Source organism: Paenarthrobacter sp. OM7, assembly GCF_029873575.1.
Taxonomy (GTDB): domain Bacteria; phylum Actinomycetota; class Actinomycetes; order Actinomycetales; family Micrococcaceae; genus Arthrobacter.
On sequence record NZ_CP123579.1, the window covers coordinates 932,065 to 944,783 of the forward strand.

At 64.4% G+C, this 12,719-nt stretch carries 11 protein-coding genes; 1 reads left to right on the forward strand and 10 read right to left on the reverse strand.

What is annotated here, in order from left to right; all coding sequences use genetic code 11:
• Positions 1-41 precede the first annotated feature (41 nt).
• The 4 genes from QEH68_RS04390 to QEH68_RS04405 form a co-directional block, all read right to left on the reverse strand.
• Positions 42-674 carry a TetR/AcrR family transcriptional regulator gene (locus QEH68_RS04390; RefSeq protein ID WP_207596309.1) on the reverse strand — a complete coding sequence of 211 codons (633 nt, stop codon included), beginning with the start codon at positions 672-674 and terminating at the stop codon, positions 42-44.
• The gene (locus QEH68_RS04395) at positions 671-2,707 is read right to left on the reverse strand and encodes a YhgE/Pip domain-containing protein (protein ID WP_280626770.1); all 2,037 of its coding nucleotides are present in this window, start codon (positions 2,705-2,707) and stop codon (positions 671-673) included. Before QEH68_RS04395 ends, QEH68_RS04390 begins: the two co-directional genes overlap by 4 nt.
• Positions 2,704-3,510, reverse strand: a complete 807-nt coding sequence (locus tag QEH68_RS04400; RefSeq protein ID WP_280626771.1) for an ABC transporter ATP-binding protein — start codon at positions 3,508-3,510, stop codon at positions 2,704-2,706. The genes QEH68_RS04395 and QEH68_RS04400 overlap by 4 nt, the downstream gene beginning before the upstream one ends.
• 71 nt (positions 3,511-3,581) lie before the next feature.
• Complete coding sequence (locus QEH68_RS04405; protein ID WP_280626773.1) at positions 3,582-5,039, reverse strand: NAD(P)/FAD-dependent oxidoreductase; 1,458 nt, start codon at positions 5,037-5,039, stop codon at positions 3,582-3,584.
• A gap of 157 nt (positions 5,040-5,196) precedes the next feature.
• Between QEH68_RS04405 and QEH68_RS04410 the strand changes: the two genes are divergently transcribed.
• The gene (locus QEH68_RS04410) at positions 5,197-6,027 is read left to right on the forward strand and encodes a sulfurtransferase (RefSeq protein ID WP_280626775.1); all 831 of its coding nucleotides are present in this window, start codon (positions 5,197-5,199) and stop codon (positions 6,025-6,027) included.
• Positions 6,028-6,089: 62 nt separating this feature from the next.
• On the opposite strand, the gene QEH68_RS04415 is transcribed toward QEH68_RS04410, so the two are convergent.
• From QEH68_RS04415 to QEH68_RS04440, 6 genes are read right to left on the reverse strand one after another with little or no spacing between them, the layout of a single operon-like run.
• Positions 6,090-6,776 carry an N-acetylmannosamine-6-phosphate 2-epimerase gene (locus QEH68_RS04415; protein WP_207596318.1) on the reverse strand — a complete coding sequence of 229 codons (687 nt, stop codon included), beginning with the start codon at positions 6,774-6,776 and terminating at the stop codon, positions 6,090-6,092.
• Positions 6,773-7,777, reverse strand: a complete 1,005-nt coding sequence (locus QEH68_RS04420; protein ID WP_280626778.1) for an ROK family protein — start codon at positions 7,775-7,777, stop codon at positions 6,773-6,775. The genes QEH68_RS04415 and QEH68_RS04420 overlap by 4 nt, the downstream gene beginning before the upstream one ends.
• Before the next feature lie 18 nt (positions 7,778-7,795).
• Positions 7,796-8,713, reverse strand: coding sequence for a dihydrodipicolinate synthase family protein (locus QEH68_RS04425; RefSeq protein WP_207596319.1), 918 nt, complete (start codon positions 8,711-8,713; stop codon positions 7,796-7,798).
• Positions 8,714-8,750: 37 nt separating this feature from the next.
• Positions 8,751-9,566 (reverse strand): ATP-binding cassette domain-containing protein, encoded by an 816-nt coding sequence (locus tag QEH68_RS04430; RefSeq protein WP_280626782.1) that lies wholly within the window; start codon positions 9,564-9,566, stop codon positions 8,751-8,753.
• Positions 9,563-11,683, reverse strand: a complete 2,121-nt coding sequence (locus QEH68_RS04435; RefSeq protein ID WP_280626784.1) for a dipeptide/oligopeptide/nickel ABC transporter permease/ATP-binding protein — start codon at positions 11,681-11,683, stop codon at positions 9,563-9,565. The genes QEH68_RS04430 and QEH68_RS04435 overlap by 4 nt, the downstream gene beginning before the upstream one ends.
• 3 nt (positions 11,684-11,686) lie before the next feature.
• Complete coding sequence (locus tag QEH68_RS04440) at positions 11,687-12,592, reverse strand: ABC transporter permease (protein ID WP_141285599.1); 906 nt, start codon at positions 12,590-12,592, stop codon at positions 11,687-11,689.
• Positions 12,593-12,719 lie beyond the last annotated feature (127 nt).

The window sequence follows — 12,719 nt, forward strand, 5'->3', positions numbered from 1 at the left end:
CATTGCAGTTGAATACCGTTGTGAGGCCCGCTCGGACAGCGCTACTTGATGACGTACCCGTGCATGATGGTCATCACGGCGTCGACGCTCTGCTCGCGGGTCCGTTCAGGGTTGTACGTCTGACGGTCCAGTCCCACCACGAAGATCGCTCCGAAGATCGCTGCCTCCAGTGAACCCCGGGCAATGGACTCGTTGACCTTGTACCCGGACGCAACGCTTTCCACGGCCGAACCAATCACGGCCAGGAGCTCAGCCCGGAGTTCTGCGAAAACGGCGCTCCACTCGCCGGGCGTGCGCCAGTTTTCACTGACCCACAGGCGGGCGAAGGAGGGGTAGTCGTCCATGAATTCCATGGCTTGGCCCACCATGTTGTTCATGGATTCCAAGGGGTCGCTGGCCTGTCCGCGAACGTCCTGGAGCCGGACCAGCATGATGTCCACACCGTGCCGAAGCAGCTGGGCAATCAGGTCCGACTTACTGCCGAAGTTGTAATAGACGGTCCCCTTGGAGACACCAGCCGCCGCCGCGATCTCGTCCACTGTGACCCCCGCGGCGCCGCGCTCGCCGATCAATTCCATGGAGGCCTCGAACAGGCGCTGCTTGGTGGCGTTGGTGCGGCCGGGGCGGAGTTTCTTCTCTGCAGGACCGGTGGGGACGGGCTCGGTGGTGCTCATACTGCGATCTCCGGCTTCAGCGTCTTGAGGGTCCACACCTTGTGCTTGCGGACGGCGAGCGTGGACAACGCCATTCCCAGCAAAGTGTATCCAAGCAGGCCCAGGACAGTGGGCCAGATCATGCTGAGCTCACCTCCGTAGATCAAGTGCCGCATGCCGGTCACCACGTAGCCCATGGGCAGGACCTCGTGCACCACGTGCAGCGGCATGGGGGTGGTTTGCCACGGGAACGTTCCTCCCGAGGACACCAGCTGCAGGACCAACAGGATCAGCACCACGAACTTGCCGGGTGTCCCCATCAGCGCCACGATGCCCTGGATGATCGCGCTGAAGGCCATCACTGCGGCCAGCATGAACAGCCACATGCCGATGGGGTGTGCGGGGTTCAATCCCAGGCCAAGGTTCACCACGAGAGTGAGGATGGTGGCCTGCAGCACCGAGACCACGAAGAACGGCAGCCAGCCTCCGACGGCGATTTTCCAGGCGGGGGCGTTCGACGCCAGGGCCCGCTGGGTGATGGGCCGCATGGCTTGGACCAGCATAAACACGCCGATCCACAGTGCCAGGGTCAGGAAGAAGGGTGCCAGTCCGGCTCCGTAAGAGCCTGCCTTCGCCTGCGAGACGTTGTCCACAGCCACGGGATCAGCAATCACCTTGGACACGCTGCTCTTCTGCTCATCGTTCGGGTTGGGGATATCTCCCGCCCCCTTGGAGAGCTCGGTGGCAAGGGTGTGTGAACCATCGGCTGCGGTCACTGCGCCGCTGGCAAGCTGGCCTGCGCCGTCGTCCAGTTGGCGGGCACCGTCGTCGAGCTTGGCCGCGCCGTCCAAAGCGGTCTGCTGTCCGGCGGCCAGTGTGGCTGCGCCGGTGTTCAGCTGTCCGGCACCTGCGGCGGCTTTCGAAATCGCGTCGGTGAGTGTTGGCGTGGCGCCGGCGAGTTTGGCAGCTCCGGCGCTCACGGCAGCAGAGCCGTCCGAGAGTTGCTGGATCTTGGCGGCGTCGCCGGAAATCTTGGCCTTCGCGTCCGTCACGGGGCTCGATGCCGCGGCGGCGTCGAAGTCCGCCAGGACCTTGGCGGCCTGCTCCTGCGTCAGCACACCGGCCGCGACCAGCCGCGCGTTGGACTCGACCACCCGGTTCCGGAGGCCTTTGTCTGCCGCTTCAAGCTGCCCGACGACGTCCTGGACCTTGGCGTTCAGCTCGGCGTTTCCGGCGGCTACTTGGGCGGCGCCGTCGGCGAGTTTCCTGGAGTCCGCAGGCAGCGTCGCCGTCTTGTTCTTCAGCTCCGTGAGGCCTGAGCTCAGCTGGCTGGCCCCGGTGTTGAGCTGGACAGCACCGTCCCGCAGTTTGGTTTGACCGGCCACGAGTTGGTCGGCGCCGGCCACCAGTTCGGTGGTGCCGCCATGGAGGGTTGTGGCGCCGTCGCTCAGCTTCGTCACGCCCGTGGCCAGTTCCGAGGCTCCGTCCGCGGCTTTGACGATGGAGGCATGGATGGTTCCGAAGCCTGTGAGGAGCTGGTTTGCCGTTTCCTCACCCACCTCCTTGGCCACTGTGGAGTGAACCGCCGTGGTGAGCTTGTCCACGATGGTGCTCAAAAGGTAGTTGTTGGCGTCGTTGGTGGTGACGTGCAGCATGGCCTGGTTGGCGGCGTCGAAGCTGCCGGGCGAGACCAGGTTGGCGGAGAAGTCCTTGGGGATGCGCAGCGCGAAGGCGTACTCACCCGTACGGACACCGGCGTCTGCATCCTCGGCGCTGGAGACCGGCTTCCAGTTAAAGACGTGTCCCTCCACCAAGCTGTCGGCCACTTTCCGGCCGGCCTGCAGTTCGGTGCCGTCCGACGACGTTGCTCCCGTGTCCTCCACTACCAGCGCGGCGTCGATCTGGTTCAGGTTGCCGTACGGATCCCAGTTCGCATAGAGGTACACGGCGCCGTACAGCAACGGGACCATCGTCAGGGCGAGGATGGTCAGCTTGGGCAGGAGCCCGCCGGTCATGCGCTTGAGTTCGGAGCGGGCGAGCCGCAGAACAGTCACTTTGCAGTCCTTTGGAGGTTTTCGGATTCGGGGTCGACGGCCACCTGGGGCGCCGCTGGAGTTTCGAGTGTTTCCGGCTCTTCAGCCACCGGCTCGGCAGCATGTTTGGCTTTAGGCTCGACGGCGGCCGCTGGCTTGGTTTCGGAGTGCGGGCCCTCAGCCTCCGGTTCGGGTGGATGCATCACGGAGTTGCCGATCACCGCGGCGGCTCCGGTCCAGTTCTCCGGGAGGGCACCGACGACGGCGACCACGGCAAGCGGCCGCCCGGCGTCGGACGCCAAAGCCTGAAGCCTGGGCAACCACGCTGCGGGATCTGCGCTGTGGCGGTCGGGGGAGTCCACCACGAGGAGGTCCGTGGCCGGATCTGCGAGGGCGAGTGCGGTCAGGAGTTCGAGCCGGCGGGTGGCGGGAATTTGTTCGATCCAGAGTCCCGCGATGTCCTCGAAGCTGTTGACCTTCAGCCACGGCTTGCTCAGCAATGCGCCGCGGTAGCGGCGGGGGATGAGGGAGAGGTCTTCGGTGACGAGGTCACGGACGCTGAGGTGCTGCTCGGGTTCGTTGACGCCGGGGGAGTCTACCAGGGCGCTGGCGAGCCGGATCTTTTTGGTTTTAGTGGTGGTGTCCCAGCTGAGGACGCCGTTGCTGGGCTTCATGCGGCCGCTCAGGGCCAACGCCAAAGCGGTTCGCTGGTCCTGGCCCTCTCCGGCAACGAGCAGAAGTTCGCCGCGGCGGACCTGAAGTGACGTTGCCGGCAGGAGATCGTCCCGGCGGCCGTTGATCTGGAGTTGCTGTACGGACAGCACAATGAAGCCTTTCGCAGAAATGGTGTCTGCTGAAAGTCTAACTAAACTGACTGGTCAGTTCAAATAGAGATTTAGAGTCCGTACTTTTCCAGTAGCCGCAGCCATACTTCGCTGATGGTCGGATATGAAGGAACGGCGTGCCAGAGGCGGTCCAACTTCACCTCGCCCACGATCGCGATGGTGGCTGAGTGCAGGAGTTCTGCAACGCCGGGGCCCACGAAGGTGGCGCCGATGATCACCTGCCGATCCTCATCCACCACGATCTGGGCCCAGCCCTTGTAGTCGGGGGAGTGCAGTTGGGAACCGGACACGTTGATGGGGAGTTCCACGCCAGTGACGTTCCTTCCCTGCAAGAGGGCCTGCTCCAGGCTGGGCCCCACGGAGGCAACCTCGGGGTCGGTGAACACCACGCTCGGCACGGCATGATCGTTGGCAGTATGGGCCCACGGGCTCCACGGTTTCGGTGTGCCCTGGAGCTTGCCGTTGGCCCTTGCCACGATCGCGTCACCGGTAGCACGGGCCTCGTACTTGCCCTGGTGGGTCAAAAGGACCTTGCCCGCGGCATCCCCCGCGGCATACAGCCAGAGTCCGCTGGTGCCATCGCTGGCCGGGCCCTCAACCAGGCCGCTGGCATCGGTCGTGACGCGGAGCGGCTTGCCGTTCCGGGGCTCGACGCCAACATTCTCCAAGCCCAGATTGGCCAGTGCGGGGTGCCTGCCTGAGGCCACCAACAGTTTGTCAGCGGTGACAGTTTTGCCGTCGAACGCGACTGTCACTGTGCCGTCGTCGTTCTTCTGTGTTCTCTCCACATCGGTGTGGACGTGAACGGTGACGCCGTCGGCGCGGAGTCCGGCCATCACCAGGGTGGCCGCCTCTTCCGGATAGCTGCTCAACAAACGACCGCGGGCAATCAGGGTCACGTCCGAGCCGAGCCGGGCGAATGCCTGCGCCATCTCCACGCCCGCTACGCCGCCCCCGAGCACGGTAAAGCGCCTGGGAATTTCCTTCGCTGCCGTGGCTCCGCGGGTGGTCCAGAACGGGACATCTTTCAAGCCCTCAATGTCCGGGATGGTGGGGGTGGAGCCGGTCGCGACCACCACGGCATGGTGTGCCTTGAGCGCGTAACTGTTACCGTCGAGGCCATCCACCTGGACCTCGCGCGGGCCCGTGATGCGGCCGCGGCCACGGATGAGCTCGATGCCCGCGCTGTCCAGCCACTCCACCTGGCTGCCGTCCTGCCAGTTGTTGGTGAACCAATCCCTGTTCTTCAGCGCAGCTTGGGCGTCAACCACTCCAGTAACAGCCTCGCTCGCGCCGGGCACCACCTGGGCAGCGTGGAGCACGTTCCCGGGACGAAGAAGTGCCTTGGAAGGGATGCAGGCCCAATAGGAGCACTCGCCGCCCACCAACTCGCTCTCGATAATCACCGCCGTAAGGCCGCCGCGAACCACCCGGTCCGCCACGTTTTCCCCTACGGCGCCCGCGCCGATCACGATTACATCGAATTCCCGGGAGGTCTCGGCAGTCATGGGAGAAGCCTACAACCGGCACCTGTGCGTTGTGAGGCCCGCTCTGCGCGCCAGCGCCGGATTTTGGGGCGCACAAAGGGCCCCGCAAGTCGGCTCCACTGTCCATATTTCGAGATGCACATCTCATATTGTGGGATTGGTGGCTAGGCTGCTTCGCATGGGAGAAGATTTGAGGCCTTTTGTCGATTGGGACTGGTGCGCGGAGAACGCCGGAAAATTCGTTCTTGCCGATACCCGCTGGTATCTGGACGGATCCTCCGGGAAGGACGCCTATGACAGCGGCCATCTTCCTGGTGCTGTGTTCATGGACCTTGACCAATGGTTGTCCGGGCCGGCGTCTCCTGAAGCCGGGAGGAACCCGTTGCCCGACCCCAACGTGTTTGCCGAAGGCATGCGGCGTGCAGGGATCAACGACTCGGACACGGTGATCGCCTACGACGACGCCGGCGGAGTCATCGCGGCCAGACTCGTGTGGATGCTCCGGTCGACAGGACACAACGCAGCGATACTGAACGGCGGCATGGCCGCTTACCAAGGCGAACTCACCACGCAGGCACCTTCACCACGGATGGGGGACTTTTCGGCCCAGGCCTGGCCAGCGCATCTACTGGCGGATATCTCCGAGGCCTCGTCTGCCACGTACCTGAGAGTGGATGCGAGGAACCGTGACCGCTTCGATGGACTCCGGGATCCCGTGGATCCCCGTCCCGGACACATACCCGGTGCCGTGAATGTTCCGTGCCGCGGGAACCTCGACTCCACGGGACACTTGATCCCGGAACTGCAGGTTCGCGCGAACTTCGAGCTTGCCGGCGTTCTGTCCGCAGAGGGCGTGGTCTCCTACTGCGGCTCTGGAGTAACGGCCTGCCATAACCTGCTGGCCATGGAGCATGTGGGTATGGGCCATGGGAGGCTGTTCGTCGGCGGGTGGTCCCAGTACTCCCGTGCGCAGGAGATGCCAGAGGCGACGCTGTCACCGGGGTTGTGAGGCCTGCTTTGCGGGCCCGGCGCGGATTTTGAGGTGCGGAGCGGGCCTCGCAACGCTGCGAATCACGCGTGCATTGCGCCCTTGAACCAGCCCGTGATGGTGGCCGGGTGCGTGATGGCGGTGCCCACCACCGCGGCGAACGCCCCGGCGTCAAGGGCTTGCCGTGCGTGCGCAGGGGTATGGATGCGCCCCTCTGCGATGAGTGGCTTGCCCAGTTGGGCGGACGCGATCTGCTCCAGGAGCTCCAGGTCCGGGCCGTCAGTCTTGGGGCGCTCGCCGGTGTAGCCGGACAATGTAGTGCCGATCAGGTCAGCACCCGCCTCGACGGCGGCAACAGCGTCGTCGAAGGAACCGCAATCAGCCATGACCAGTGCGTGTGATTCCGCGTGGAGACCAGCCACCGTTTCGCCCAGGGAAAGCCCATCCGGGCGGGCCCTCCGCGTTCCGTCAATCGCCACAACGTGCGCACCGGCATTCGCTACCGCCAAGGCGTGGCGCAGCGTGGGTGTGATGAAGACGCCATCGTGGCCGTCTTTCCACAGGCCAATGACAGGAACCTCGACGGCGGCGCGCGTGAACTGCACGTCGGCCAACCCTTGGACGCGGATCGCCGCAGCGCCTCCGCTGACAGCCGAGGCCGCCACCTGGGCGGTGGTCCGGGGATCGCGCATGGGCTCGCCGGGGTAGGCCTGGCACGAGACGATCAGTTGTGAGCGGAGGGCCTCGAGGCCTTCGGTGGTGAGAATCATGGGATCTCCCTTGACTTAGGGCCTGGTAGGACGAGTTTCGCGGCGCCAACAATCGCCGCCGTGTTGCCAAGTGTTGCCCGGAGGACAGGGATGGCAGCCAAGGGAGCCAGGAGTTCTTCCCGGAGTGCCGTTTCCATGGGCTTCCACCACAGTTCACCGGCATCGGCAAGGCCGCCGGAGATCACCACGGTTTCAGGATCAAGGATGTTGATAAGGCCGCCCACTGCCTGTCCAGCAGCGGCTGCGCCAATGTCGACAGCACGCAAAGCCGCGGCGCGGCTGTCCGCAGAGCCTGCGGCAGCACCGCCGTCGTGGGCTTCAGCAGCGGCCAGCGCAAACACGCCCCGCGCGTCCAATGCCTCCCGTGCAGAACCGCCACAGCGAAGAAACGCCTCAAAAAGAGCGGGCCCGGAAGCCACAGCCTCAACGTGCCCGGAACCACCGCACACGCACGGCAGTGGAACACCGTCGGAGTAGGCATAGGGAGAAGCGAAATGCCCCACATGCCCACCCACAAAACGGTGACCCACTACAGGAACGCCGTTCAGGACAAAACTCCCGCCAACTCCTGTTCCGAACGCCACCATGAGTGAACTCGATGACCCGGCGGCGGCGCCAAGCCAAGCTTCTCCGAGCGCGTGTGCGTGGACGTCGTTGACGGCGCGGACGGCCGGGGCAGGAAGCGAAAGACGCGCGGCAAGCCCCGAAACAAGCGCAGTCCCGGCCCAACCATGAATCGCATCGGTCGCGGAGACCACCACCCCTGAAGACGCGTCTATCACACCGGCGGAGCCGATGCCGACGCCGGAAACCGACATGCCGGCGTCGGCAGCGCGCTCCACCAAGCCCGCGATCAGCGCAGCGGTGGCGTCCAAAATTGCTTCGCCACCGGCCCGGTTCAACGTAGGAATGGTCTCCGACATCAACACGTCGCCGGAAGGCGTGACAACTCCGGCGGCGGTTTTGGTGCCGCCGAGGTCAACGCCGATCACGTGGTTCATGGAAGGGGTCATCGAAGCTTAGACCAGCCCGTTCCGCTCCAGGATTGAACGAATGAGAGCAGTCTCGGAGTCATCCAAGGAAAGCATCGGCGAGCTCATGGTGTTGGATTCGATGACGCCCATCACCTGCAGTGCGGTCTTGAAGGCGCCCAGGCCCGCAGCACCACCGGAAACGCGGCCGTTGGGGGCGTAGACGATCTCGAAGACGTCGGCCAGGCGGTCCTGCTCCCTTGCCGCGAGAGCCCAGTCACCGGCCTGGGCGGCGTCGAACAGGCGGCGGTAGCCGGCCGGATCAACGTTGCCGAGGCCCGGAACAACACCCTGCGCGCCGCCGAGGAGAGCGCCGTCCACCACAACTTCGTGACCCGTGAAGATGTCGAAGTTGGGGATGTCCTTGGCCGCGAGGAGGAGTTGGCGGAAGGAGACGTCGTCGCCGGAAGAGTCTTTGACGCCGGCAATGACGCCGTCGCGGCCGAGCCGGACCAGCAGGTCGGTGGGCAGCTTGAAGTGCGTGCGGACAGGAACGTCGTAGGCGAAGATCGGCTTTTCGATGGCCGCGTGGATGCTGCGGAAGTGCGTTTCGGTCTCCGCGGCGTTGCCGATTGCGTAGTACATGGAGGTGACCACGATCGCGTCAGCGCCGAGGTCAACCACCTTGCGGGCTTCCTCGATGACGCGGGTGGTGGTCTGCTCGTTGGCACCCACGATCAGCGGGACCGCCCCGGCATTGGCGTCGGCGATGGTGGAGACCACCAGCTCACGCTCGTCGTTGGTCAGATAGGGGACTTCGCCGGAGGAGCCCAGGACGAAAAGGCCGGACACACCGCCGTCGATCAGGTGCTTGGTGACGTTCTTCAGCGACGCGGTGTCGATGCTGCCGTCTGCGTGGCGGGGGGTGATGACCGGGGGGATGACGCCCTGGAATTGAGTGGACACAGAATTCTCCGTTGTTTGTAGCTTGTGAAAGGAAAAACTAGATGTGGAGCAGGCTCGGCGCGGCACCCAGCAGCTTCTTGGTGTAGTCGTTGCTCGGGTTGTCGAAGACCTGGCTGGCTGTGCCTTGCTCGACGATTTTGCCGAAGTACATGACGCAGATCCGGTCCGAGACGTAGCGGACGGTCTGGATGTCGTGCGAGATGAACACCATGCCGAGGTTGAGCTGCTTCTTCAGGTCGGACAGCAGGTTCAGGACCTGCGCCCGGACGGAAACGTCCAGGGCCGACGTCGGCTCGTCCGCCACGATGATGTCCGGGTCCAAGGCCAGCGCCCGGGCAATCGCCACGCGCTGGCGTTGACCTCCGGAAACTTGCGACGGCGTCACTTCGGCTGCCGATTGCGGCAAGCCCACCAGCGCCAACAGTTCCTTGACCTTGGCAGCACGGGATGACGCGTTGCCGATGCCATGGATCTGCAGGGGATCCGTCAGGATGTCCAGGATGGTCATGCGCGGGTTCAGTGCCGTTGCCGGGTCCTGGAAGACCACGGAGACCGAACGGCCGAATTCCTTGCGCATGGCCGCGTTCCGCTTGATGGCCGGCTTTCCGTGGAAAAGGACCTTGCCCGACGTCGGCGGTTGAAGTCCCACAAGCACTGACGCGAGTGTGGACTTGCCGCAGCCGGACTCACCAACGATGCCCACGGTTTCGCCGCGGCTGATGGTGAAGTCCACGCCGTCCACCGCTTTGACGATGTTCGGACGGAACAGGCCACCAGTCCGTGCGTGGTGATAGACCTTGACGTCCTTGAGCTCAATGACCGGTTTTGATTCTTGGTGAATTGATTGGCTCATTTCGCGTCCTCCTTCAAATGGCTCGCCCAGTAGTGGTCGGCGTCACCGCCGTTGACGGAGTCAACCGAAGAAACCGTGGTGAGGACCAGCTTCTGGTGGGGATCGGCGTCGGGCCTCAGTGAGCGGGCCGCGAAGCGGTCTCCCGTGGCAAAGTCCCGAGGGGACGGCACCGTGCCCGGAATCTGGTGGAGACGGACGGCGTCGGCCTCAATGGAGAGGACAGCACCCAGCAGGCCACGGGTGTACTCATGCTTGGGATTCTGCAGGAGCTCGGAGGCCTGTGCGGACTCCACCACCTGGCCCGCGTACATCACCGTGATGCGGTGCGCCAGGGAAGCAACCAAGGCGAGGTCGTGGCTGACGAACACCATCGCGAAGCCGAGCTGTTCGCGGAGCTCGTTGAGGAGGTCCACCACCTGTTTCTGGACAGTGACGTCAAGGGCGGTGGTGGGCTCGTCGGCTACAACGATCTTCGGTGAACGCGACAACGCCATGGCGATCAGCACGCGTTGGCGCTGGCCGCCGGAGAGCTCGTGCGGGTAGCTGGCGAGGGTCCGGACGGGATCCAGTTTCACCATCTCCAAGAGCTCGGTGGGAGTCTTGCGGCCGCCGCGCTTGGTGAGCTGTTCCAGCTGGTCCTTGATCTTCATGGACGGGTTCAGCGAGCTCAGCGCGTCCTGGTAGACCATGGCGATCTGCTCGCCGCGAAGGCCTTCGTACGCTTTGGGGTTGCTGTGTTCGGTGGTGGAGTCCAGGAGTTCCTTGCCATCGAAGGTGATGGACCCGGTGACTTGGGCGGTCTTGGGCAGGAGCCCCATCACAGCAAGTGAGGTGATGGACTTGCCACAACCGGATTCGCCTACCAAGCCCATGGTCTCACCTTCGCGGACCGTGAAAGAGACGTTGTCCACGATTGCGATGTCGCCGAAGCGGCTTGGGAAACGGATGGACAGGTTCTTCACTTCGAGGACATTGCGGGCTCCTGGGGAGACCTGCGGGAGCCGGTCGGTGCGCTTCGCCTCGATGGCTGCCAGGAGCTCCAGTTCGCGGTCCAGGAGGAGGTGCGGGTTGGCGGCTGCCAGCCTCACGTCGGTGAGGACGGCCGCAGTCTCGACACCGGAGGTGACGGTGTCGCTGGAAGCCGCACGAACGCCGTCGAGCTCGTGTTGCTCAACCACGGACGGCTGGGCCACCGAGGTTGCTACCTCAGCGTCGACAGCAACGGCGGCTGAAGCACCGTCGTCGTCCTTCACCACCGGCGCGCGCCGAAGCTTCGGGTTCACCATGGCGTCGGTAAGGCCCTCAGCCAGGATGTTCAGGGACAACACGGTCAGCAGGATGGTCAGACCCGCGAAGGTGGTAGCCCACCAACCGCCGGAGAGGACCAGGTTGCGGCCATAGGAAATCACATTTCCCCAGGACGGCGCGGGATCCTGGACGCCGGCCCCCAGGAAGGAAAGCGAGGCTTCCAGGATGATGGCGTCAGCCACCATGACCGTTGCGAACACCAGCACTGGAGCCGCGGTGTTGCGGACGATGTGCTTGACCAGGATGTAGAAACGTCCGGCGCCGATCACGCGTTCAGCACGGACGTAGTCTTCGCCGTACTGTGCCAGCACGTTGGCGCGGACTACGCGGGCAAGCTGCGGTGTGTAGATGATGGCGATGGCAATGATGATGGTGGGGACCGAGTTGCCGAACGCGGCCAGCAACACAGCTGCGAGAGCGATACCCGGGAACGCCATGAGGATGTCCATGAGCCGCATGATGATCTCGTTGACGGATTTGCTGGAGGTCGCGGCGAAGGAACCAAGGAGCGCTCCGGCAAGGATGGCCAACGCAACCGCCCCGAGGCCGATCATCAGCGAGGACTGTGCGCCGAAGAGGAGGCGCGAGAAGATGTCGCGGCCCAGGCGGTCGGTGCCGAAGAAGTGCTCGGCGCCGGGCGGGGTGGCCGGGATGAAGGTCTCCAGTGGATCGTGCGGGGCGATGACCGGCGCGAAAATGGCGGCGAGGACAATCACGATGAGGAAGAGCAGGGCGATACGCGAGCCCCAGGGCAGGGCCTTGAAACGAATGCCCGGGGCACTTAGCCGTTCTGCGAGCTTGCTGCGCATGAGCTATACCGTCCTGATTCGGGGGTTGATGAGCAGGTAGAGAAGGTCCACCACGATGTTCACCAAGACAAAGGTGACCGAGATGGTGAGCACCACGCCCTGGACCAGGTTGACGTCCAGGTTGGTGATGCCGTTGAGGATCAGTTGGCCCATGCCGGGCAGGGCGAAAATCATTTCAATCACGACGGCGCCGCCCAGCAAGTAGCCGACGCGAAGTCCCAGCACGGTCACCGGGGTGACGAGCGCGTTGCGGAGGACGTTCTTGGAGACGACCTCGCGGTAAGGGACCCCGTTGCCGATGGCGGTGCGGACGTAATCGCGGTCCAGTTCTTCCACCATTGAGGTACGGACCACGCGGATCAGCGACGCAGACACCGGGATGCCGAGCGCCAAGGCCGGGAGGGCCATGGAGTTGAGCCAACCGCCGAAGCCGGATTCCGGCGTCGCGATTCCGCCCGAGGGGAACATGGGGTTGGCGCCGAGCGCGAACCACTGGATGAGCAGGATGCCCAGCCAGAAGGACGGCGTGGCGATCGCGGCGATGGAGAAGACGCGGACCAACTGGTCCTGCCACTTGTCGCGATACAGGGCGCCGAGGATGCCGAACGCGAGCGAGAGCACAATCGCGATAAGGACACCTAGGAAGGTCAGCTGCAGCGTCAGGGGAAACGCTGAGCCGATCATGGACGCCACCGACTTTGCCGGTGGGGTGGTGACGCCGAGGTCGAACTGCAGGAGCTTGCCGAGGAATCGGAAGTACTGCAGGACCAGGGGGTCGTTCAGGCCATTGTCCTGGCGGTACTGCTGCTTGGCTTCTTCGCTGGCGCCGTCGCCGAGGGCCGAACTGGCCTGGTCGCCGGGAGCGGCCTGCAGGACGAGGAAGACGAGCAACGTAATGCCCAGGATCATTAATGGCAATGCTGCAAGTCTGCGGCCAAGCAAACGCAATATCGTGACCAATGTGTTCTCCGGTTGGTTGGGTGGTGCTGGTTGTGGGGCCCGCTCCGCGGGGCTATAAGGGAGATTCAGGCCGCAG

Excerpts from the sequence above, each read along its gene's own strand:
- QEH68_RS04430 (WP_280626782.1), bottom strand. The coding sequence starts at position 9,566 with ATGAGCCAATCAATTCACCAAGAATCAAAACCGGTCATTGAGCTCAAG.
- QEH68_RS04415 (WP_207596318.1), bottom strand. The coding sequence starts at position 6,776 with ATGATTCTCACCACCGAAGGCCTCGAGGCCCTCCGCTCACAACTGATC.
- QEH68_RS04405 (WP_280626773.1), bottom strand. The coding sequence starts at position 5,039 with ATGACTGCCGAGACCTCCCGGGAATTCGATGTAATCGTGATCGGCGCG.
- QEH68_RS04440 (WP_141285599.1), bottom strand. The coding sequence starts at position 12,592 with ATGATCCTGGGCATTACGTTGCTCGTCTTCCTCGTCCTGCAGGCCGCT.
- QEH68_RS04420 (WP_280626778.1), bottom strand. The coding sequence starts at position 7,777 with ATGAACCACGTGATCGGCGTTGACCTCGGCGGCACCAAAACCGCCGCC.
- QEH68_RS04410 (WP_280626775.1), top strand. The coding sequence starts at position 5,197 with ATGGGAGAAGATTTGAGGCCTTTTGTCGATTGGGACTGGTGCGCGGAG.
- QEH68_RS04435 (WP_280626784.1), bottom strand. The coding sequence starts at position 11,683 with ATGCGCAGCAAGCTCGCAGAACGGCTAAGTGCCCCGGGCATTCGTTTC.
- QEH68_RS04390 (WP_207596309.1), bottom strand. The coding sequence starts at position 674 with ATGAGCACCACCGAGCCCGTCCCCACCGGTCCTGCAGAGAAGAAACTC.